This is a genomic window from Trinickia sp. HAY1-2D (assembly GCF_056754935.1).
Genome location: NZ_JBPGWX010000002.1, coordinates 3,486,604 through 3,506,033, shown reverse-complemented (window position 1 = coordinate 3,506,033; position 19,430 = coordinate 3,486,604). Strand labels below are relative to the sequence as shown.

Sequence of the window (19,430 nt, the reverse complement as noted above, 5' to 3'; positions counted from 1 at the left end):
ATCGTCAATGAATAGGGGACACGGTGCGGACGGGCGCCAACGGCGGCGCCCGAGCGTTGTCGGCGCGAAGGCGCGCGAACGCACACCATTGCTGGAGCATGGACTCATGACGCATTCATCCATCGACAAGACCGCTGAATTCCAGCGCATGCGTGCGCGGCTCACCTCGATCGTGGCCCGCATGCTCGCAAGCCGGGCGGAAGCTGAGGATGTCGTGCAGGAAGTGTGGCTCAAATGGCAGGCGGCGGATGCGGCGGCACTGCATACGCCGCCCGCGTGGTTGACGACCGTCGCCACGCGTCTCGCGCTCGACCGGTTGCGGCGCCTGGCCGCCGAGCGCGCCGCGCGCGAGAGCGAATGGATCGCCGAGCCGTGGCGCGACGAGTTCGCGCCATCGGCGGAGGAAGCGGCATTGAAGGCTTCGTCGCTCGATGCGGGGTTGATGCTGCTCGTCGAGCGGCTTTCACCTGACGAGCGGGCTGCCTTCGTTCTTCACGAGGCGTTCGATTGCGACTATGCGTCCATTGCCGATGTCGTTGGCAAGACGCCCGCGCATTGCCGGCAGCTCGTGCACCGCGCGCGCGAGCGTCTGCATCGTGAACCGGATCGCGCGGGGCGAACGGGGGGCCACGAGCCGCGGCGCGGCACGCTCGATCGCCTGTCCGAAGCGCTCGAAACGGGCGATGTGGCGCTGGCAATGCAGGTTTTCACCGCAACCGCAACTTTGTCGATCGATGGGCGCGAGGCCTTGCGCGTGAACGCCGAAACGCCGATCGCTGCGGCCGCAACGACGGCGATGGCGCTCGTCGAGGAGAGCCGGGCGCTTGGCGGCGGCACCGTCTGTGCGCATCCATTGGCGATCGACGGTGCGGGCTACCTTGCGCTGTCGGCGCAAGGCGAGATCGTCGCGCTCGTTGCCGTTTCGTTCGCGGACATGGCGATCGGCCATGTGGAAATCACCACCGATGGCGCAATCGTTGCAGCGATGAACCGCGCCTTCGGGCTGCATGCCGTCGAAGCATTGCTGGCTGCCGTCCGGCAGCAGGCGTTTGCTGCTTTGCCCGTTGCTTGAACCGTCCGGCGACGGCAATCCGTCAGAGTCCGGTCGCTTCCCAGTTGATGTCGACGCACAGCACTTGCAAACCCTGCGCCGTTTGCGCGGCAATCGATGCGGTCACGCACAGGTGCGCTTCATTGATGGACAGATAAGGTGCGGTCAGGTGCGCGTGCCCGGGCGAGCGCACCGCCGCCGTGAAATAAGGCCGGCGTTCCCAACTGGCGCCCTCCGAGTGCAGTAGCGGACTGAACCGCTTGGCACGGCGCGAAATGCGTCGCCCGAGCGGCACGAGGTTGTCTCCGATTTGCCGGCCCTGCGCATCGAGCAAAAACGTGCGAGCCGTTTCGGGCAACGCGAGTAGCGGCTGGGTGGCCGCCTCGAGCATCTCCCCCGCGACCAGGCGCGCGCACGCTTGGTCGAGCGCGGCCACATAAGGTGCGAGGCGTTCGGCTTGCAACCGCTCGCGTGCGCTGACGCGTTCGCGCAACGCGGCCGACAGCGCATCCATCGCGCTGGCGGCGATGCGCGGGTCCACGGGTTTCGTGCTCGGACCGGCGAAGTAGGCGCCCTGCATGAAGTCGACGTTGCATTCGAGCGCGATCAAGGCTTCGCGCTCGGTGGACAGTCCGCCCATCAGAACGAGTTGCCCCGATTCATGCAGCAGCGAGACCAGCCCCGGCAAGACGCGTTCGATATGCGAATGCTCGCTCGCCTGCGCGAGGATCACGCGATCGAGCGTGACGATGTCGGGGCGCAAATGCCAGACGCGATCGATATTCGAATGTTTGGCGCCGAAGCCGCCCAGTGCGATCAGAAAGCCCGACTTGCGCAACGAATCGACGATCTCCGCGAAGCGGCCCGTTTCGCCACCGGCCTGCTCGGGCACCTCGAGCACCACGCGCTGCGGCGGCAGGCCAAGTGCTTTCAGCCCGGCGAGCATCGCGTCGCCGTAGCTCGTATCCATCAGCGCGGCGGGATGCAGGCTGAGAAACAGCCATTCGTCATTGGAGTCGAAGGCGCTAAAGTTGCCCAGGTGCAGCGATTCGGCGAGCCGTCCGAGTTCGAGCAGATCGCCTCGCCGCGCTGCCTGCGTGAACACTTCGTGCGAGGGCACGTGCCGCTCGTCTTCGTCGTGCGCGCGCAGCGACGCGTGATAGCCGATCGCGCGCCGATGCGAGACGGAGAACACCGGTTGAAACACGCTGAATACGGTGTAGCTGCCGTATACGACTGTGTGCCGCGTGCCTGCATCGCCCGCGGCGGGGCGCGGCGGATGAAAGCCGGGAGGATCGAGATCGATCATGCTGTTTAGGAGAGCGTAACGGGGGCCACTGGGCGGCGGCGCGATGCCAAAAGCATATGGATTCTACTGTACGGCATGTGTCAGCAAGAACTATGCGCAATGTCGAACGTCCGGCATACGCGGCTGGAGCGTGTGCTGGGGACGCGGCACCGGCCGGATTGCACTGGCGCGGTGCGGCGCATGCCCCGGCGTGGGTCGCGCCGGGCGCGCTCGTTCAAGGCAGCGACGCGCGCTCGGCCTCGCGCTCGGCCTCGCTCTCAGCCTCGCGATCGGACGCCAGTGTCATTGCGCGCTCGAAAAAAGCCTGCGCGCGCGGGTCATCGGCATAGGCGGCGTTGATGCGCAGCCACGGGCTCGTCTGGCCGTGCGGCCGAAAGTAGCTGCCGGGCGCGACCGTAACGCCGCACGACGATGCGCATTCGACGAGCCGCTGTGAATCCTTGATATGGGGTGTGCGTGCCCAGACGAACTTCCCGCCCACGGGCGCGGTAAAAAGCTGCCAGCCGGACGATTCGAGCGTGCGCGCCGCGGCGCCTAGCGCATCGGTCATGCGCCGGCGCAAGCGCTCGAGGAACTTGTGATACGCGCCGCGCTCGAGCATCGCGAGCGCGACGGCCTCCGCAAAGAGCGAACCGCCGACACTCGTCAGCACCTTGATGTCGGCCAGGTCTTTCACGGTCGCGCGATCGGCCACGATATAGCCGATGCGCAGCGAAGACGAAAGCGTCTTCGATAGCCCGCCGATATAGACGACCTGCTCCAGCCTGTCGAGCGCGGCGAGCCGGTCGCTCGGGCTGGATTGGAAGTCCGCGTAGATATCGTCTTCGATGATTTTGAAGTCGTATTCGCGAGCCAACTGCAGGAGCCGGAATGCGACCGACGGCGCGACGACGGTGCCGGTCGGATTGTGGAACACGGAGTTCACGAAGAACGCACGCGGCCGATGACGGGCGAGCTCTTTTTCCAGCGTATCGAGATCGGGGCCGGTAGCCGTGCGTGGAATGCCGACCATGTTGACGCCGTGCAACTTGAGGAGTCCGAACAAATTGTAGTAACCCGGGTCCTCGACGAACATCGTGTCGCCGGCTTTCAGCAGGTAGCGCACGAGCAGATCGACGGCCTGACTCGCCCCGGAGGTGATGAGCAATTGCGATGCATCAGCATGAATGCCGAGTTGAGCGATCCGCGCTTGCAGATGTTCGCGCAGCGCGGCGTTGCCGAGCGGCGTGGCATAGTCGACCGTCGCAAGGCGATCGGTGCGCGTGACGTGGCGGATCGCTTGCGCGATCCCTTCCATGTCGCGCCAGGCTTCGGGGATGAAGCCGCTCGCGAGTTTGAGCGTCCCTCCAGGATGGTGGAACTGCTCCATGATGTAGTGCGATTCGTCTTCGGCGCGACGCGGATCCGAGGCACCGCCACGCTCGAGCGCGGCATGACCGCGCGCGCTCACATAAAACCCGGATCCATGCCGCGACTCGACATAGCCGAGCGAGACGAGCCTGTCATACGCCTCGATGACAGGAAAGCGGCTGATGCCGTAGTCGGCCGCGAACGCGCGGATCGACGGTAGTTTCGCACCCGCATGCGCTTCGCCCGACCGAATCCACGACTCCATGCCTGCGACGATCTGATCCGTGAGCGGCACGCCGTTACCGCGATCGAGTTCGAGCTTCATCAGCGTTCCTTTTGTCGCCTGCCGTGTGTCCAGTAGCAGCGACTGTTCGGTAATTCGACTGCACAGTTTTGTCGAAACTGTTCAGAACTGTGCATGTGATTGCCCTGACGTTATCGCAATAATGCAGTGACGGCAATGCTTGATGAAAGGGAGGCTGCGATGCGTGAAATCCGTATGTTCGAAATGGAAGAACACGAACCCGCGACCGTCTGGCGGGTCAGCCGCCCGCTCGTGATCAACGTGACGTCCGGGCAGCTTTGGTTGACCGTCGAGCACGATAGTGAGGACTACTGGCTCGAAGCGGGGCAGTCGTTCACGTTGGCAGCAGGCATGCGCGCCTGGGTCGGTCCCAGTCGCGGGACTGTCCGCATGACGGTGACCGACGCGGACCCCCATCGGGTGTCGGGCGAGCGCTCACGGCGTAGCTGGCGGTCGCGGTGGTTGCAGGCCGCATAGCGTGGCGCGATCTCGGTGCTGCGGCCGTTCGCGTTATCGAGCCGGGGACGGCTCCGAGCCTACGTAGCGCGCACGAGGACGAATGAGCCGCCCGTCGTCGATTTGCTCCATGGCGTGCGCGATCCATCCGGCGGCGCGGCCTAGCGCGAACAGCCCGAATGCCGCGCCTGCGGGCAGCGCCAGCACGCGTTCGATCGACGAAAGGGCGAAGTCGATCGTTGGCGCAAGGCCGGTTGTGCGGCCGGCGACATCGACGACAGCCTCGATGCTGCGCAGTCTCGCCCGCTCGGCGGTGCGCACACCGGTGCAGGCGTCGAGCATCGTCATCAAAAGCGCCGCGCGCGGGTCGCCGTCGGGATACAGCGGATGGCCGAAGCCTGGCAACACTGTACGCGCGCGAGGATCGTCGTATGTCATGTGGCTCATGACATAGTGCTCGACGTCTCCGGCTTGGGCGGCCTCGGCAAGCATGGTCGAGACGCGTACCGTCTCTCCGCAATGACGCGGGCCGGCGAGTGCGGCCAGACCGCCCGTGACGGCGCCGAAGAGATGCATGCCCGTCGAGGCAATGCATCGCACTGTGAACGCGGATGCGTTCAGCTCGTGGTCCGCACAGACGACGAGCGACGCGCGCAGGAGGTCGAGGGTACGCCGGCGCGTGATGCCCCACGCTTTCGCCAGTTGCCGATGCAGCGGTTCGCGCGAGGGAGCCGATGCGGTCAACGCCGCCGCGAGCACACGTAACAATGCGCCGGCGGTTTCGATTCGGCCTTGCCGATCGAGTGCCCAAATGCCGGGCAAGTGCGCGGCGGCGATGGGCAGCATGACGAGCGCGCGCTGGTGCGGGGCTTGCCGGCGCGTCAGCTTCAGGGCCGCGTTCCACTGAGTTGCCGGGAGCGGAACATCGGGCGTCGCGTCGATCAACTCGCGCTCGCACTCCCATAACAGCGCAGCGGTATCTTCCAGCGTGGCCGTTGCCGCCCACGCCAGCGCATCGTGGCCTCGATAAAAAAGCCGGCCGTTCGCGATCGATGTAATGCGCGATTCCAAAACCGGAACACCCCAGTCCAGGACCTTTTGCGCGACTTTGCCGGCGCGCTTGCCGTCGGCCTTGCGGCGAGCGAGGCGACGTACTTCGTCGGCCGCGTAGCCATGCCGCTTCCCGTCCATGTCGGGCGTCGAATTGAGCAAGCCCCGGCTCACGTAGGAATACAGTGTCGGCACGCTGATGCCGAGCGTCGATGCGGCTTCAGTGGCGCTCAGATAAGTGGGCATGGCACCAATATACGTTGATTATTGCAATCAAGATTGATCGATATGGCAGCTGATTCTAGACTCGTTTTCACCATCAACACCGGTCTCGCCGATCATGACACCGCATCTCGCACTCGAGCACCTTTGGTCGCTGGCCGCCTGTGCACCTGACGCATTGGGCGATATTCATTTCGAAGGTGAGGATCCGGGACTGCCCTCCGTTTATCGGGTGGGGACGCTGGCCTGCGCGACGATCGGCGCCGCGGCGCTTGCCGCCGCCGAATGCCATGCGCTGCGCACGGGGCGGCGTCAGCGCATCGACGTCTCGATGCGGCGTGCCCTTGCGGTGTTCCGCAGCGAGCGCTATCTGCGGATCGACGACGGCCCCGCGCCTGAGTTGCGCGATCCGTTGATGGGTTTTTACGAAACGCGGGACGGGCGCTGGATTCAGCTGCATACGAACTTCCCTCATCACCGCCTGGGCGTCGTGAACGTGCTCGGCTGTGCGAACGATCGCGATGCCGTGGCCGCGGCGATTCGCGGATGGGAGGGGGCCGAGCTCGATCGTGCGCTCGCCGATGCCGGCTTGTGCGCAGCACTGATCCGCTCGCCTCGCGAGTGGCAGGACAACGAGCAGGCTGCCGCCGTGGCCGCGCTGCCGCACTTCGAGATCGAGCGCATCGGACCCGCCGCGCCGATGCCGATCGGCAACGATGCGAACCCGGTGGCCGACCGGCCGCTCGCCGGCACGCGCGTGCTGGATCTGAGCCGCATCATCGCGGGCCCTGTCGCTGGCCGCACGCTTGCGCAGCACGGCGCGCAAGTGCTTCTGATCAACGGTCCGCATCTGCCGAACATCGCGCCGCTCGTCATCGATAACGGCCGCGGCAAACGCTCCGCGCTACTCGATCTGCGCGAGCCGACCGACGCCGATCGGCTACGCGAGTTGGCGGCCGGTGCGGACGTATTTCTGCAAGCCTACCGGCCCGGCGCACTCGCGGCGCGTGGCTTAGCTCCCGAGGATCTCGCACGGATCCGCCCGGGCATCGTCTACGTGTCGGTGAGCGCCTACGGACATCAGGGGCCTTGGGCTCAGCGCCGGGGCTTCGACAGTCTCGTTCAGTCGGCGAGCGGGATCGCCTGGACCGAGCGCGAGGCCGTCGGCGGCACGGCGCCGAAGCACTTGCCCTGCCAAGCGCTCGATCATGCGACGGGGTATCTGGCCGCCTTCGGGGCAATGGTCGCACTGTTGCGCCGAGCGCGCGAGGGAGGCAGCTGGCACGTGCGTGTCTCGCTCGCGCAAACGGGGCGCTGGCTGCAATCGTTGGGCTTGCTGGAGGGCGGATGGCGTGCACCCGATGTCGGTCTCGACGATGTTCGCGACCTGATGCAGACGATGGCATCGCCGTTCGGTACGGTTCTCGCGGCCGCGCCGGCGGAATCGATGTCGCTCACGCCAGCGCGCTTTGCGTCGCCGCCTCATCCGATCGGCGCCGACGAGCCGTGCTGGGTCGAATCGTAGCCTGACGCGCTGCGTGCGCTACCGCGCTACTTGCGCAACTCGGCGACGAAGTCGTAGTAATCGTTGCGGCAGTAGGTATCGGTGAGTTCGATGGCGCGCTGGTCGGCCGTATAGCCGATACGAGTAATGAGGAGCAGCGCGTCGTGCGGTGCGATGCCCATTTGGCGCGCGATTTCGTCGCTCGCATTGACCGCGCGGAAGTGCTGCAGCGCGCGTACGATCGCGAGACCTCGCTGTTCGAGATAGCTGTAGAGCGAATCGCCGATCGCATTGGGATCAGGTATGACGGATGCCGGCAGCGTCGAATTCTCGACCGCCATGACGATGCCATCGGCAAGACGCAGCCGTTTCAAGCGCGTAACGGCCGCCGCCGGAGACAACCCCAACTGGATCACCTCGTCGCGGCTTGCGGGCTGAATATCGCGCGAGAGCCATTGCGAGCTCGGCGTGAAGCCTCTGCGCCGCAGCATCTCGCTGAAGCTCGACAACTGCGAAAGCCGTACGTCGTAGCGCGGCGTGATGAAGCTGCCGGCGCCTTGCGAGCGACGAATGAGACCTTGCTCGACGAGCAGCGCGATGGCTTTGCGCGCGGTGATGCGCGAAACGCCAAGCGCGTCGGACAACACGCGTTCGGACGGCAGTGCTTCGCCTGCGTTCCAGCGGCTTTCGTGGATGGCCTGCCCGAGCTTGCGGGCGAGCTGGAGGTAAAGCGGCGTATCGTTTTCCGGGTCCGGACGCAGATCGCGCCAGCGGTCTTCCGAGGGTGCATTCATGGCCTGTACGCGGCGAGGGGCAAGCGGTGATTTTATGTCATCGCCGCGTCGCGGGCCATGTTATGCGAAGCGAGCACACGTTTTTCGGCTCGGGGCTACACTCCCGTTGATCTTCAAAAGCGTTGGGGAGAGGGCAATGGAACGTAACGATGCGTGGGTGACGCTGCCGGACGGCGAGCGTATCGCGAAGCTGGGGCTCGGCACATGGGAGATGGGCGAGCGGCGTTCCGCGCGCGAGGCGGAAATCGCCGCGTTGCGCGAAGGCATCGAACTCGGCATGACAGTCGTCGACACCGCGGAAATGTATGGAGACGGTGCGACCGAGACGCTCTTGGGCGCGGCGCTCGCCGGGTTGCGTGAAAAGGTATTCCTTGTCAGCAAGGTCTATCCGCACAACGCGAGCCGACGCGGCGTGGTCGCCTCATGCGATGCGAGTCTCGCACGGGTGAAGACGGACCGCCTCGACCTGTATTTGCTGCACTGGCCCGGTGCCGTTCCGTTGGAAGAAACGGTGGAAGGTTTCGAATCGCTGCGGCGTGCAGGCAAGATCCGGCATTGGGGCGTGAGTAATTTCGATGTCGAGGAAATGGACGCACTTTTCGCGGCGGGCGGTACCGCGTGCGCCGCAAACCAGATTCTCTATAACGTCGCGCGGCGCGGGCCCGAATTCGATCTTCTGCCATGGATGCGCGCGAGAAAGATGCCGGCGATGGCCTACAGCCCGATCGATCATATGCGCTTGCCGCAGGGATCGGTGCTCGACGATATCGCGCAAGCGCGCGGCGTCTCGTCTGTCAGCATCGCGCTTGCATGGGTGCTCGAACAACCCGGTGTTTGTGCGATTCCCAAGGCGGGGAACATCGAGCATGTGCGAGAGAATCGCCGGGCGCTCGATATTCGACTGACCGACGACGAGCGCGCGCGCATCGATGCGCGGTTCAAGCCGCCGCGATCGAAGCGCGCGCTGGAGATGTTGTAACGCAGTCCGTTAAGCCGCACATCTCGACGCGGCGGAGCACCCGCCGCGTCGATTGGTGGGTATCAGTGATTGCCGCCGTGCCCGCCGCCGTTGCTTCCGTTGCCTCCGCCGTTGCCGTGGCCGTTGCCGCCGTTGCCGCTGCCTTGCCCGCTGCCGTTACCGCCGCCGTTGCCGACACCGTTACCGCCGTTGCCACTGCCGTTGCCGCCGCCGTGTCCGCCGCCGTGTCCACCGCCGCCATTACCACCGCCGTGTCCGCCGCCGTTGCCGCCACCGTTACCACCGCCGTTACCACCGCCGTTACCACCGCCGTTACCACCGCCGTGTCCGCCGCCGTTGCCGCCACCATTGCCGCCGCCGTTGCCACCGCCGTTGCCGCCGCCATTACCACCGCCATTACCACCGCCGTTGCCGCCGCCATTACCACCGCCGTTGCCACCGCCGTTGCCGCCGCCGTGTCCGCCGCCGTGTCCGCCGCCGTGTCCGCCGCCGTTACCACCGCCGTTACCACCGCCGTTACCGCCGCCATTACCACCGCCGTTGCCGCCGCCGTTGCCGCCGCCGTGTCCACCGCCATTACCGCCGCCGTGTCCACCGCCGTCGCCACCACCACCGGTGCCGCCACCCGTGCCACCGCCCGTGCCGCCACCCGTGCCGCCACCCGTGCCGCCACCCGTGCCGCCACCCGTGCCGCCGCCCGTGCCACCGCCGGTTCCTCCGCTCGTGCCGCCACCCGTGCCGCCACCCGTGCCGCCACCCGTGCCGCCACCCGTGCCTCCGCCCGTGCCTCCGCCGGTTCCTCCGCTCGTGCCACCGCCCGTACCGCCACCCGTACCGCCACCCGTACCGCCACCCGTGCCTCCGCCGGTACCGCCGCCACTGCCGTGGTCGCCTCCTCCAGTACCGCCACTCGGGCTACCTCCGCCGCTGCCTCCACCACGACTGCCCCCGCCGCTAACGCCGCCGTTGCCGCCAGCGAAGCCGCCGTTGTTCGAACCCGCCGCGGTAGTGCCGTTGTCAGTACCGCCCACATCGATGCTGAGCAATTTGAGACACGCTTCCGAGCTGGGGTTCGCAGCGCACGGATCCGCGGCTGCGGAAGTATCGGTCGCATCGCTTTGAGCGGCCTGCGTGTCCGGCGAGGTTTGCAAAGCGGGTGAGGTAGCAGTGTTGTCATCGCCGCTCGCCGCAGCGGTGAGCAACCATCGAGCTATACCGTCATCGGGTGGCATCGCCTGTACGGGCGATCCCAAAAGCAGTGCGATTACTCCGGCCAGCGAGACTCTGATCGCTTTCGCAGATGTGTAGGAGTCCTTAATATTGACGATGCTCTTCATGGTTATCCCCCGATGCGACCGGCGACCCGCTGCCGCCGTCATCTCGCGTGTAGCTGCGCGAGTACGGCAGTTCCAGCGTCGCGCGGCAAAGCGCGAATTCGCGTGATGTACGAGGGGTCTACTGCGATAACCGTGCCATCGGGCGCTAAGGCGTGCTGCACACGGCAAGCGTTCGGAGCTTGCCCGTCGCCACCGCGGAAATGCGCCAAAAACGTTTCACGTCTGATACGCGAAAGAAGGGAAGACGTGCAGCGCGGCGCGCGGCGTAGAGGCGGGAAGACGAGGCAATCGCCCGGATGCCGGGCGTGTCAGGCGCCCTGAAGTTCGTGACGCGCCAGGCGCAGTTCTGAGACGGGGATGTGGCATCGAATCAAATGGCCGTTTCCGGCGTCCGCAAACGGCGGGTCCTGTTGCTCGCATATTGCGCCGAGCTTGCGTGGACAACGTGTCTGGAACACGCAGCCTGAGGGCCGCGCAGCAGCGCTGGGCGGTTCACCGTACAGACGGACGCGAGGGATCCGTGCTTCGGACGGATCGCCGGGCAGTGACGGTACTGCCGATAAAAGCGCCTCGGTATAAGGGTGATGGGGGCCGTCGAACACCTCGCGCGCGGCGCCGATCTCGACCAGACGACCGACATACAGCACGGCGATTCGGTCGGACACGTAGCGCACGACGTTGAGGTCGTGAGAGATGAACACATAGCTCACGCCTCGTGCGCGCTGAAGATCGACCAGCAGATTGAGGATGGCTGCCTGGACGGAGACATCGAGCGATGACGTCGGCTCATCGCAAACGACGATGCGCGGATCGCCCGCGAATGCCCGCGCGATCGCAACGCGCTGCTTGAGCCCGCCCGATAGCTGACGCGTGCGCGAGCCGAGATATCGGCGCGGCAGGCGCACGGCATCGACGAGCGAGGCGAGCCGCGCATCGTGTGCGGTCCCGCGCAGTGCCGCGAGCTTCGATAGTGCGCGGCCGATCAGATGTTTGACCGAGTGCGCCCGATTGAGCGCGGCGTCGGGGTTCTGGAAGACGATTTGCAGCGACTTCACCTGATTGTCGTCACGTCGTTGAACGCGCGATGGCAACGCTTTGCCGTCGAGTTCGATCGTAGCGCCGGGATCGGGCGCAATGAGTCCGACGATGAGCTTTGCGAGCGTAGTCTTCCCGCTGCCGGACTCGCCGACCAGCCCGAGCGTTTCTCCCGCTGCGAGCGTGATCGAGACATCGTCGACGGCGCGCACTGCCTGGCCGTTGCGCACGAACGTCTTCGAGACGGACGCGGCGCGCAACACCGGCGAGCGATCCCGAACACCGGGCGGCGCATCGGCGCGTCGAGCGCCATCGTCGCCGGAAGCCCCGCGTTCGCGCGGCAATGCGTGGGCCTCTTCGTGCCGATGGCAGCGCGCCATCTGGACACCGTTGGGCGCGTTGAACCGATGCGGAGGCGGCGCGACCTGCCGGCAGCGTTCTTCCACGAGCCGGCAACGCTCGGCGTAAGCACAGCCGCGCATCGCGGCGCCAAGCGGAGGCGGGCTGCCCGCGATCGTATCGAGACGCTCAGTATCCTTGCTTCGCGCGCGTTGGGGCAGGCAGCGCAAGAGCCCGACCGTATAGGGGTGATGTGGTGCGCGGAATACATCGGCACTCGCGCCCTCTTCGACGAGACGCCCCGCATAGAGCACACCGACGCGACTGCACATGCGGCCAACCACAGCCAGGTTGTGACTGATGAACAGTACCGCGGTGCCGAGCTCGTCGCGCAACTGGGCGACGAGGTCGAGGACTTCGGCTTCGACCGTCGCATCGAGCCCCGTCGTCGGTTCGTCGAGCACGAGCAGCGCCGGATTCGCGGCAAGCGCCATCGCGATCACGACGCGCTGCTGCATGCCGCCCGACAACTGATGCGCATAGGCTTGCATCACCTGCCGTGGCGCCGCGATATGTACGCGCTCGAGCATATCGAGCGCCCGCGCTTCGCCCTCGGCGCGCGAAACGCCGTACGCCATTTCGAATGCTTCGGACACCTGAAGACCCACGCTGAGCGACGGATTGAGCGCACGCGAGGGATCCTGGTAGACCATCGAGACCGTGTGAGCCCGCATCTTTCGCAAGGCCTCGGCATCGAGTGTCGCGAGATCGCGGCCGGTGACCTCGATGCGCCCTGCCTTGATGCGACCGTTGCGCGGCAAGTAGGCCATGGCCGCGAGCGCCAGCGTGGACTTGCCGCAGCCCGATTCGCCGACGAGGCCATAGGCCTCGCCGCGGCGCACGCGAAACGTGACGTCGCTGAGCACCTCGCGTTCGCGCGACCGTATGCGGTACGCAACGGTCAGCCCGGTGACCGCGAGCACGTCGTCATCGGCGCGTGCGGTCACATCGAGGATCGGAAAATCGTTGGGCGTGGGCCGGCTCATCGGTCGAGCGCTCCCTGCACGCCATCGGCGGCGAGGTTCACCCCGACGATGAGCGTCGCGATGGCCAGCGCGTCGAAGACAACGGTCCACCATGCGCCCCCTGTCATCAGCGCATACGATTCCGACAGCGCGAGCCCCCAGTCCGGGGAGGGCGGCGCGACGCCGAAGCCCAGAAACGAGAGTGTGGCGACAGCGAAGATCGCGTAGCCCAGGCGCACCGTGCCTTCCACGACGATCGGCGGCAGGATGTTCGGCAAGATCTCGACGAACATGATGTAGAGCGCGCGCTCGCCGCGCAATTGAGCCGCGGCGACGTACTCGAGATGACGCTCGGCGAGCACCGCGGTGCGGACGGTGCGCGCAGTGATCGGCATGAACGTGAAGCCGATCACGAACACGACCGTGGCGCTCGATGCACCGAGTGCGGCAAGCGCGGCCAATGCGACGACGACGAGCGGCAACGCCAGCACGGCATCGATGAGGCGGCCCGCGAGCTTGTCGAACCAGCCGCCGATATAGCCGAGAACGAGCCCGAGCGCGGTCCCCGCGAGCGTACCGACGAGCGTGGCGAGCGGCGCGATTCCGAAGATATCGCGCGCACCGACGATGACCCGCGAGAACACGTCGCGCCCGAGCTGATCGGTTCCGAACCAGTGCGCCCGATCGGGCGGGGCCAGCGAATTGAGCGGGTCCGACGCATAGGGATCGTGCGGCACGAGCCACGGTCCGAGGAGCGCGCAACCGAGCCAGAATCCGACGAGCAGCGCGCCGCAGATGAAGCTCGGCGAGCGCAGCAGTGCGCGCAGCGTCTCGAAGCGGGGCTCGCTGGGCGGATCGGCACGCGTTTCGGCGCCGGGCGGATGCGTGTGCGTGCTCATTGCGTGCCTGCCTTGTTTCTGCGCGGATCGAGCGAGGCGAGCAGCGCGTCGGCGAGCAGATTGGCGAAGGTATAAACGATGCCCACGCACAGCACGCCCGCTTCGAGCATCGGAAAATCCTTCGCCGTTGCCGCGTTGTAGATCAACAAGCCGATGCCCTGATAGTGAAAGAGCGTTTCGACGACGACGAGCCCGCCGACCATGTAGCCGAGCTGGGTCGCGGCCACCGTGACGGTGGGCGGCAACGCGTTGCGCAGCACATGGCGTAGGACGACGACATGCGGCGGCAATCCCTTGAGGACGGCGGTGCGCGTGTAGTCCGCATCGAGCGCTTCGACTGTCCCCGAACGCGCCATCCTGGCGATATAGCCGAACAGTACGAAAACGAGCGGCAGCGCCGGCAGAATCAGATGCCGCAAGGCCGTGACGGCACTGGCGTTGGCCGGATAGACGGCTTCGGTGGGCAGCCAGCGCAGCCAGACGCCGAATATGAGAATCAGCACGATGGAGGAAACGAATTCAGGCACGACGGTGGCCGACATGCCGACGATCATCAGCGTCCGGTCGGGCCAGCGTCCCTCGTGCAAGGCGGCCCAGACGCCGCTCGCGATACCGAGCGGTACCACGATCACGAACGCAAGCGCGGCGAGTTTCGCCGAGTTGGCGAGCGCATGCGCGACGAACGGCGCAACGGGCTCGCGAAACGCGTATGAGACACCCATATCGCCGCGTAAGAATCGCGAGATCCAGTGGACATATTGCAGCAGGACCGGCTTATCGGCGCCGAGCTGGTGATTGAGCGCCGCCACGGCGCGAGGGTCGGCAAGCGGGCCGAGGATGGCGCGCCCGATATCGCCCGGCAGCAATTGACCGAGCGCGAAGACGAGCGCCGAGAGCAACGCGAGCGTGATGAACGCGAGCGCGCCACGTTCGAGCAGAAACAAGGCGATGCGCGCCGAGTTGCCGCGCGCCCGGGGGGGGCGAAAGAGGGAAGCGATGGCAGCCATGCGGTCCGATGCGAATGTGGCTGGAGTTCAGGCGGACGTCGTCGCGCGATCGAAATACAGTTGCGAGATGGCTGTATAGCGAACACCTTTGACCGATTTGCGCACCGCCGCGAGCTGGTCGAAGAAGTACGGAATGATGACGGGCGTTTCATCCAGCAACAGCGTTTCGATCTGCTTGGCCATCCGTTTTTGCTCGGCGATATCGAGCGCACCGACGAACTTTGCGACGAGCCCATCGTACTGCGGGTTCTTGAAATGCGCCGCGTTCCAGGCGCCGTTGCTCGTGAGCGGCGCATTGAGGAAGAGATTCGGCACACCGCGGTGTCCGTAATCGGTGATGCCCATCGTCGAATCGAGCCAGTCCGATTTGCCGAACGTTCCCGAGCCGTAGTAGAGCCCCTGACTTTCGATCTTGAGATTGAGCTTGACGCCGATCGCGCGTGCCGCGTTTTGCACGACCACGGCCAGATCGGGAATCTCCATGAATTTTTCGGTCGTGAGGGTCGCGTCGAAGCCGTTGGGGTGGCCCGCTTGCGCGAGCAATGCCTTGGCTCGCTGCAAGTCGACCTTGCGCTGCGCGACCGATGTATCCGACGAGGCAAACACGGGCGCGAACGGATGGTCGTTGCCGAGTTCGGCCCGTCCCTTGAACAGGCCCTTGACCAAAAGATCGCGATCGAGGCAAAGCGCGAGTGCCTGGCGCACGCGCTTGTCGTTGAACGGCGCCTGATCGCAACGCATATGAATCTGACGATGTGCGCTCGAACGCACCGAGAGCACATCGAAATCGCCGCTGTTCAGAATGCCGGCGCCGCCTTGCACGGTGAAGTCGCCCATCACATCCGCGCGGCGCCCGAGCAACGCGAGGATCTGGGCCTGTTGGTCGGCATAGAACGAAAACTCGACGCGCGACGGCAGCGCCTTGTCGCCCCAATAGTCAGGATTCCGAACGAACGCCGCAGCCACTTTGGGCTGGTACTTGTCGAGCTTGAACGGGCCCGTGCCGATGAAAGTCTTCTCGTATCCCCCGGTGTAGTTTGCCGGCAGGATGACCGCGTTGTAATTGTCGGACGAGACGTAGTAGGGGAAGTTGCCGTTCGGCGCATCGAGATGAAAGGCGACCGTTTCGTCGTCCACCGCGCGCGTGCCGCCTTTGGACAGGACTCCCTTGAGCATGGAGAGTGCGGCCGAGCCGCTCGCGGGGTCGGCCAGCCGATCGAACGTCGCAACGACATCCTTGGCGCTCATGACTTGTCCGTCGTGGAACTTCACGCCCGAACGCAATTTGAACGTCCATACGTCGCCCTTTGCGTTCGGCTGCCAGGACAACGCGAGGGCGGGCCTCAAGCCGCCGTTGCCCGGCGCTCGATGGGTGGCCGCGGCGCTGCTCGCACCGCTTTCGTCGTCGACGAGGAACTCGCCCGTCTGTGCGATGAGCGCGAGCCCTGCGGCGTCGGCAACGGTGAGCGGATCGACCGCGCCCGCCGGCGTCAAATGGGCCACGCGGATCGTGGCGCCGCCGCCGGGCGTCTGCGCCCGCGCCCGCTGCGGCAACGCCAGGCCCCCGATGGCAACCGCCATGCCCGAGAGTCCCATGACGCTCGCGTAACGCAGCAATTCGCGCCGCGTGACGCGCTGCGCGAGGTATTCGTCGATGGCGTGATTGCCGAGTTCGCCGGCATCGCGGCGCAGGGCTTCGAGGGCGTGCGGCAAGGTAAGGCGGGCTTTCATCGATGCGTATTCCGGTTCGTTTTGAAGTGCGCGCGCGGGAAAGCGGCGGCGACGAGCGGTACTGCGATGACGAGCGTGCGTGCAGTGTAACGCGAGTTGCGGATAGCGTTGCGCAACTTGTGCGCCGATGTGGACGTGGTGTGGACTTGGCTTGTCACGGCGCCGATAAAAGAAAACCCGCCGATGCACGGGTCATCGGCGGGTCGGACGAGCTGGAAGAAGGCGTGTTACTTGCCCTTCGAATTGATGATGGCGTCGGACACCTGGGTCGGTGTCTCGGCGTAGTGCTTGAACTCCATCGTATAGGTGGCGCGTCCTTGCGTGAGCGAGCGCAGCGAAGTGGAATACCCGAACATTTCCGCGAGCGGCACCTCGGCGCGAATCGACTTGCCGCCCCCGCCCGCGATATCGTCCATGCCCTGCACGATGCCGCGCCGGCCCGAGAGATCGCCCATCACATTGCCCATGAAATCCTCGGGCGTCTCGACTTCGACGGCCATCATCGGCTCGAGCAGCACCGGCTTTGCGCGGCGCATCGCTTCCTTGAACGCCATCGAGCCGGCCATCCGGAACGCGTTTTCGTTCGAATCGACGTCGTGGTACGAGCCGAACGTCAGCGTGACCTTGACGTCGACGACGGGATAGCCCGCCAGGACGCCACTTTTCAGCGTCTCCTGAATGCCTTTGTCGACGGCCGGGATGAACTCGCGCGGCACGACACCGCCCTTGATCGCATCGACGAATTCGTAGCCCTTGCCTGGCGGCTGCGGCTCGAGCTTGATGACGACGTGACCGTACTGGCCGCGCCCGCCCGATTGCTTGACGAACTTGCCCTCGACGTCCTCGATGCGGGTACGCACGGTCTCGCGATAGGCCACTTGAGGCTTGCCCACCGTCGCTTCGACGTTGAACTCGCGCTTCATCCGGTCGACGAGAATTTCGAGGTGCAGCTCGCCCATGCCGGAGATGATCGTCTGGCCGGACTCTTCGTCAGTCTGCACGCGGAACGACGGATCCTCCTGCGCCAGGCGATTGAGCGCGATACCCATCTTTTCCTGGTCGGCCTTCGTTTTCGGTTCGACGGCCTGCGAGATCACCGGCTCCGGGAAAATCATTCGTTCGAGGATGATCGGGTTGGCCGGATCGCATAGCGTGTCGCCCGTCGTCGCCTCTTTCAGGCCGACCGCGGCGGCGATGTCGCCGGCATAGACCTCCTTGATTTCCTTGCGGTCGTTCGCATGCATCTGCAGAATCCGGCCGATGCGCTCCTTCTTGCCCTTCGTCGAATTGAGCACCGTGTCGCCCGAATTGACGAGGCCCGAATAGACGCGAAAGAAAATCAGTTGACCGACGAACGGATCGGTCATGATCTTGAACGCGAGCGCCGAAAACGGCTCTTCGTCGCTCGGATGACGTTCGGCTTCGCGATCGTCCTCGTCATGCCCGAGGATAGCCGGCACGTCGACAGGCGAGGGCAGGTAGTCGATGACGGCATCGAGCATCGCCTGTACGCCCTTGTTCTTGAAGGCGCTGCCGCAGAGCATCGGCACGATCTCGTTGGCGATCGTGCGTTTGCGCAGGCCGCCCTTGATCTCGTCTTCGGTGAGCGAGGTGTGGTCTTCGAGATACTTTTCCAACAGCTCTTCGCTGGCCTCCGCGGCCGCCTCCACCATTTTCTCGCGCCACTCGTCAGCCGTAGCCTGCAGTTCGGCCGGAATGTCGCGGTACTCGAATTTGACGCCCTGGCTTTCGTCGTCCCAGATGATGGCTTTCATCTTGACGAGATCGATGACACCCTGGAAGTGCTCTTCGGCACCGACGGGAATCTGGATCGGCACCGCGACGCCCTTCAGGCGTTCGCCGATCTGGCGCTGCACGCGAAAGAAATCGGCGCCGACGCGATCCATCTTGTTGACGAACGCGATGCGCGGCACCTTGTACTTGTTCGCCTGCCGCCAGACCGTTTCGGACTGCGGCTGTACGCCGCCCACCGAGTCGTAGACCATGCAGGCGCCATCGAGCACGCGCATCGAACGTTCGACTTCGATCGTGAAGTCGACGTGCCCGGGGGTGTCGATGATGTTGATGCGGTGCTCGGGATAATTGCCGGCCATCCCTTTCCAGAAGGCGGTCGTCGCGGCGGACGTGATCGTGATGCCGCGCTCCTGCTCCTGCTCCATCCAGTCCATCACGGCCGCGCCCTCGTGAACCTCGCCGATCTTATGGCTCACGCCGGTGTAGAACAGGATACGTTCGGTGGTCGTGGTCTTGCCGGCATCGATGTGAGCGCTGATGCCGATGTTTCGGTAGCGCTCGATGGGAGTCTTGCGGGGCACGTCGATCTCCTTGCAAGTGGGCGCGTCAACCGGACCGGGCGCCATCGCCCGGATATTGCACGCCGCGTTTATTGCAGACCTAGAAGAATAGCGCCTCGGCAAGGCTTTTGCAGCGATCCCTGGAGAGGGGGATAACCGATTGGGGGTTGCGGCGCCTCGGCCACGGCCCCCAAATCTGGCGTCCGCAGCGGGCTCAGCCCGGCTGGGGCAGCCCTTGTATCTTCATGCCCGGCTTGATGCCCTTGGCCGCGAACCAACCTTTGCTCATCTCGAGCGCATAGACGCCATTGTTGCGTGGGCAATGATTGTTGGTGGTTTCCGCCTGCATTTCGTCGATATCGGTAACCGTACCGTCGGCGCGCATGAACGCGATGGAAAGCGGAATCAGCGTGTTCTTCATCCAGAAACAGTGCACGGCCGTTTCGCCGAACACGAACAGCATGCCTTCGTTCGGCGCGAGTTCGGTGCGGTACATGAGGCCCTGCTCGCGGTCCGCATCGTTGGCGGCGACGGCGGCATCGATGACGAACATGCCCGCCCTCAGCTTCACGCGCGGGAATTCCGATGGCTGCTTCGCTCCGGCTGGGAGGGCTTGCGCAAAGGCGGCCGCACCGGCAAGCAAGGCGGCAGGTATGGCGAGGACCGCGATGCTGCGCGTAATCCTTGAACGAAGGCTCACTCCCACGACACCCCTCCTTAGGG

Annotated in this window: 15 protein-coding genes; 4 read left to right on the top strand and 11 right to left on the bottom strand. The window is 65.3% G+C overall.

Going from position 1 to position 19,430, the window contains the following annotated elements; translation table 11 throughout:
- Positions 1 to 106: 106 nt before the first annotated feature.
- Positions 107 to 1,072, top strand: coding sequence for a sigma-70 family RNA polymerase sigma factor (locus ACR9ZC_RS23320; RefSeq protein WP_481582077.1), 966 nt, complete (start codon positions 107 to 109; stop codon positions 1,070 to 1,072).
- A 22-nt stretch (positions 1,073 to 1,094) separates the two neighbouring features.
- Here the strand turns inward: ACR9ZC_RS23320 and ACR9ZC_RS23315 are convergent, their stop codons facing one another.
- Both ACR9ZC_RS23315 and ACR9ZC_RS23310 read right to left on the bottom strand, forming a co-directional pair.
- A complete protein-coding gene (locus ACR9ZC_RS23315) occupies positions 1,095 to 2,360 on the bottom strand; it encodes an EAL domain-containing protein (protein WP_481582076.1) in 1,266 nt (421 codons plus the stop codon).
- Positions 2,361 to 2,574: 214 nt separating this feature from the next.
- Complete coding sequence (locus tag ACR9ZC_RS23310) at positions 2,575 to 4,035, bottom strand: aminotransferase-like domain-containing protein (RefSeq protein WP_481582075.1); 1,461 nt, start codon at positions 4,033 to 4,035, stop codon at positions 2,575 to 2,577.
- 159 nt (positions 4,036 to 4,194) lie between these two features.
- Here ACR9ZC_RS23310 and ACR9ZC_RS23305 point away from each other — a divergent pair, with 159 nt between their 5' ends.
- A complete protein-coding gene (locus ACR9ZC_RS23305; RefSeq protein ID WP_481582074.1) occupies positions 4,195 to 4,491 on the top strand; it encodes a DUF2917 domain-containing protein in 297 nt (98 codons plus the stop codon).
- Positions 4,492 to 4,524: 33 nt separating this feature from the next.
- Here the strand turns inward: ACR9ZC_RS23305 and ACR9ZC_RS23300 are convergent, their stop codons facing one another.
- Positions 4,525 to 5,766, bottom strand: a complete 1,242-nt coding sequence (locus ACR9ZC_RS23300) for a citrate/2-methylcitrate synthase (protein ID WP_481582073.1) — start codon at positions 5,764 to 5,766, stop codon at positions 4,525 to 4,527.
- 94 nt (positions 5,767 to 5,860) lie between these two features.
- Here ACR9ZC_RS23300 and ACR9ZC_RS23295 point away from each other — a divergent pair, with 94 nt between their 5' ends.
- Positions 5,861 to 7,267, top strand: a complete 1,407-nt coding sequence (locus ACR9ZC_RS23295; protein WP_481582072.1) for a CoA transferase — start codon at positions 5,861 to 5,863, stop codon at positions 7,265 to 7,267.
- A 26-nt stretch (positions 7,268 to 7,293) separates the two neighbouring features.
- Here the strand turns inward: ACR9ZC_RS23295 and ACR9ZC_RS23290 are convergent, their stop codons facing one another.
- A complete protein-coding gene (locus ACR9ZC_RS23290) occupies positions 7,294 to 8,040 on the bottom strand; it encodes a GntR family transcriptional regulator (RefSeq protein ID WP_481582071.1) in 747 nt (248 codons plus the stop codon).
- A gap of 136 nt (positions 8,041 to 8,176) precedes the next feature.
- Here ACR9ZC_RS23290 and ACR9ZC_RS23285 point away from each other — a divergent pair, with 136 nt between their 5' ends.
- Positions 8,177 to 9,019 (top strand): aldo/keto reductase, encoded by an 843-nt coding sequence (locus tag ACR9ZC_RS23285; RefSeq protein WP_481582070.1) that lies wholly within the window; start codon positions 8,177 to 8,179, stop codon positions 9,017 to 9,019.
- Positions 9,020 to 9,081: 62 nt separating this feature from the next.
- Here ACR9ZC_RS23285 and ACR9ZC_RS23280 read toward each other — a convergent pair whose 3' ends face one another.
- The 7 genes from ACR9ZC_RS23280 to ACR9ZC_RS23250 form a co-directional block, all read right to left on the bottom strand.
- Positions 9,082 to 10,356, bottom strand: a complete 1,275-nt coding sequence (locus ACR9ZC_RS23280) for a hypothetical protein (protein WP_481582069.1) — start codon at positions 10,354 to 10,356, stop codon at positions 9,082 to 9,084.
- Between the two features lie 308 nt (positions 10,357 to 10,664).
- Positions 10,665 to 12,776 carry an ABC transporter ATP-binding protein gene (locus ACR9ZC_RS23275; RefSeq protein ID WP_481582068.1) on the bottom strand — a complete coding sequence of 704 codons (2,112 nt, stop codon included), beginning with the start codon at positions 12,774 to 12,776 and terminating at the stop codon, positions 10,665 to 10,667.
- Positions 12,773 to 13,654 (bottom strand): ABC transporter permease, encoded by an 882-nt coding sequence (locus ACR9ZC_RS23270; protein ID WP_481582067.1) that lies wholly within the window; start codon positions 13,652 to 13,654, stop codon positions 12,773 to 12,775. The genes ACR9ZC_RS23275 and ACR9ZC_RS23270 overlap by 4 nt, the downstream gene beginning before the upstream one ends.
- A complete protein-coding gene (locus tag ACR9ZC_RS23265; protein ID WP_481582066.1) occupies positions 13,651 to 14,661 on the bottom strand; it encodes an ABC transporter permease in 1,011 nt (336 codons plus the stop codon). The genes ACR9ZC_RS23270 and ACR9ZC_RS23265 overlap by 4 nt, the downstream gene beginning before the upstream one ends.
- 27 nt (positions 14,662 to 14,688) lie before the next feature.
- Complete coding sequence (locus ACR9ZC_RS23260; RefSeq protein WP_481582065.1) at positions 14,689 to 16,392, bottom strand: ABC transporter substrate-binding protein; 1,704 nt, start codon at positions 16,390 to 16,392, stop codon at positions 14,689 to 14,691.
- 227 nt (positions 16,393 to 16,619) lie between these two features.
- A complete protein-coding gene (gene fusA, locus ACR9ZC_RS23255; RefSeq protein ID WP_440560517.1) occupies positions 16,620 to 18,728 on the bottom strand; it encodes an elongation factor G in 2,109 nt (702 codons plus the stop codon).
- Positions 18,729 to 18,921: 193 nt separating this feature from the next.
- A complete protein-coding gene (locus ACR9ZC_RS23250; RefSeq protein WP_481582064.1) occupies positions 18,922 to 19,413 on the bottom strand; it encodes a DUF192 domain-containing protein in 492 nt (163 codons plus the stop codon).
- Positions 19,414 to 19,430: the final 17 nt, after the last annotated feature.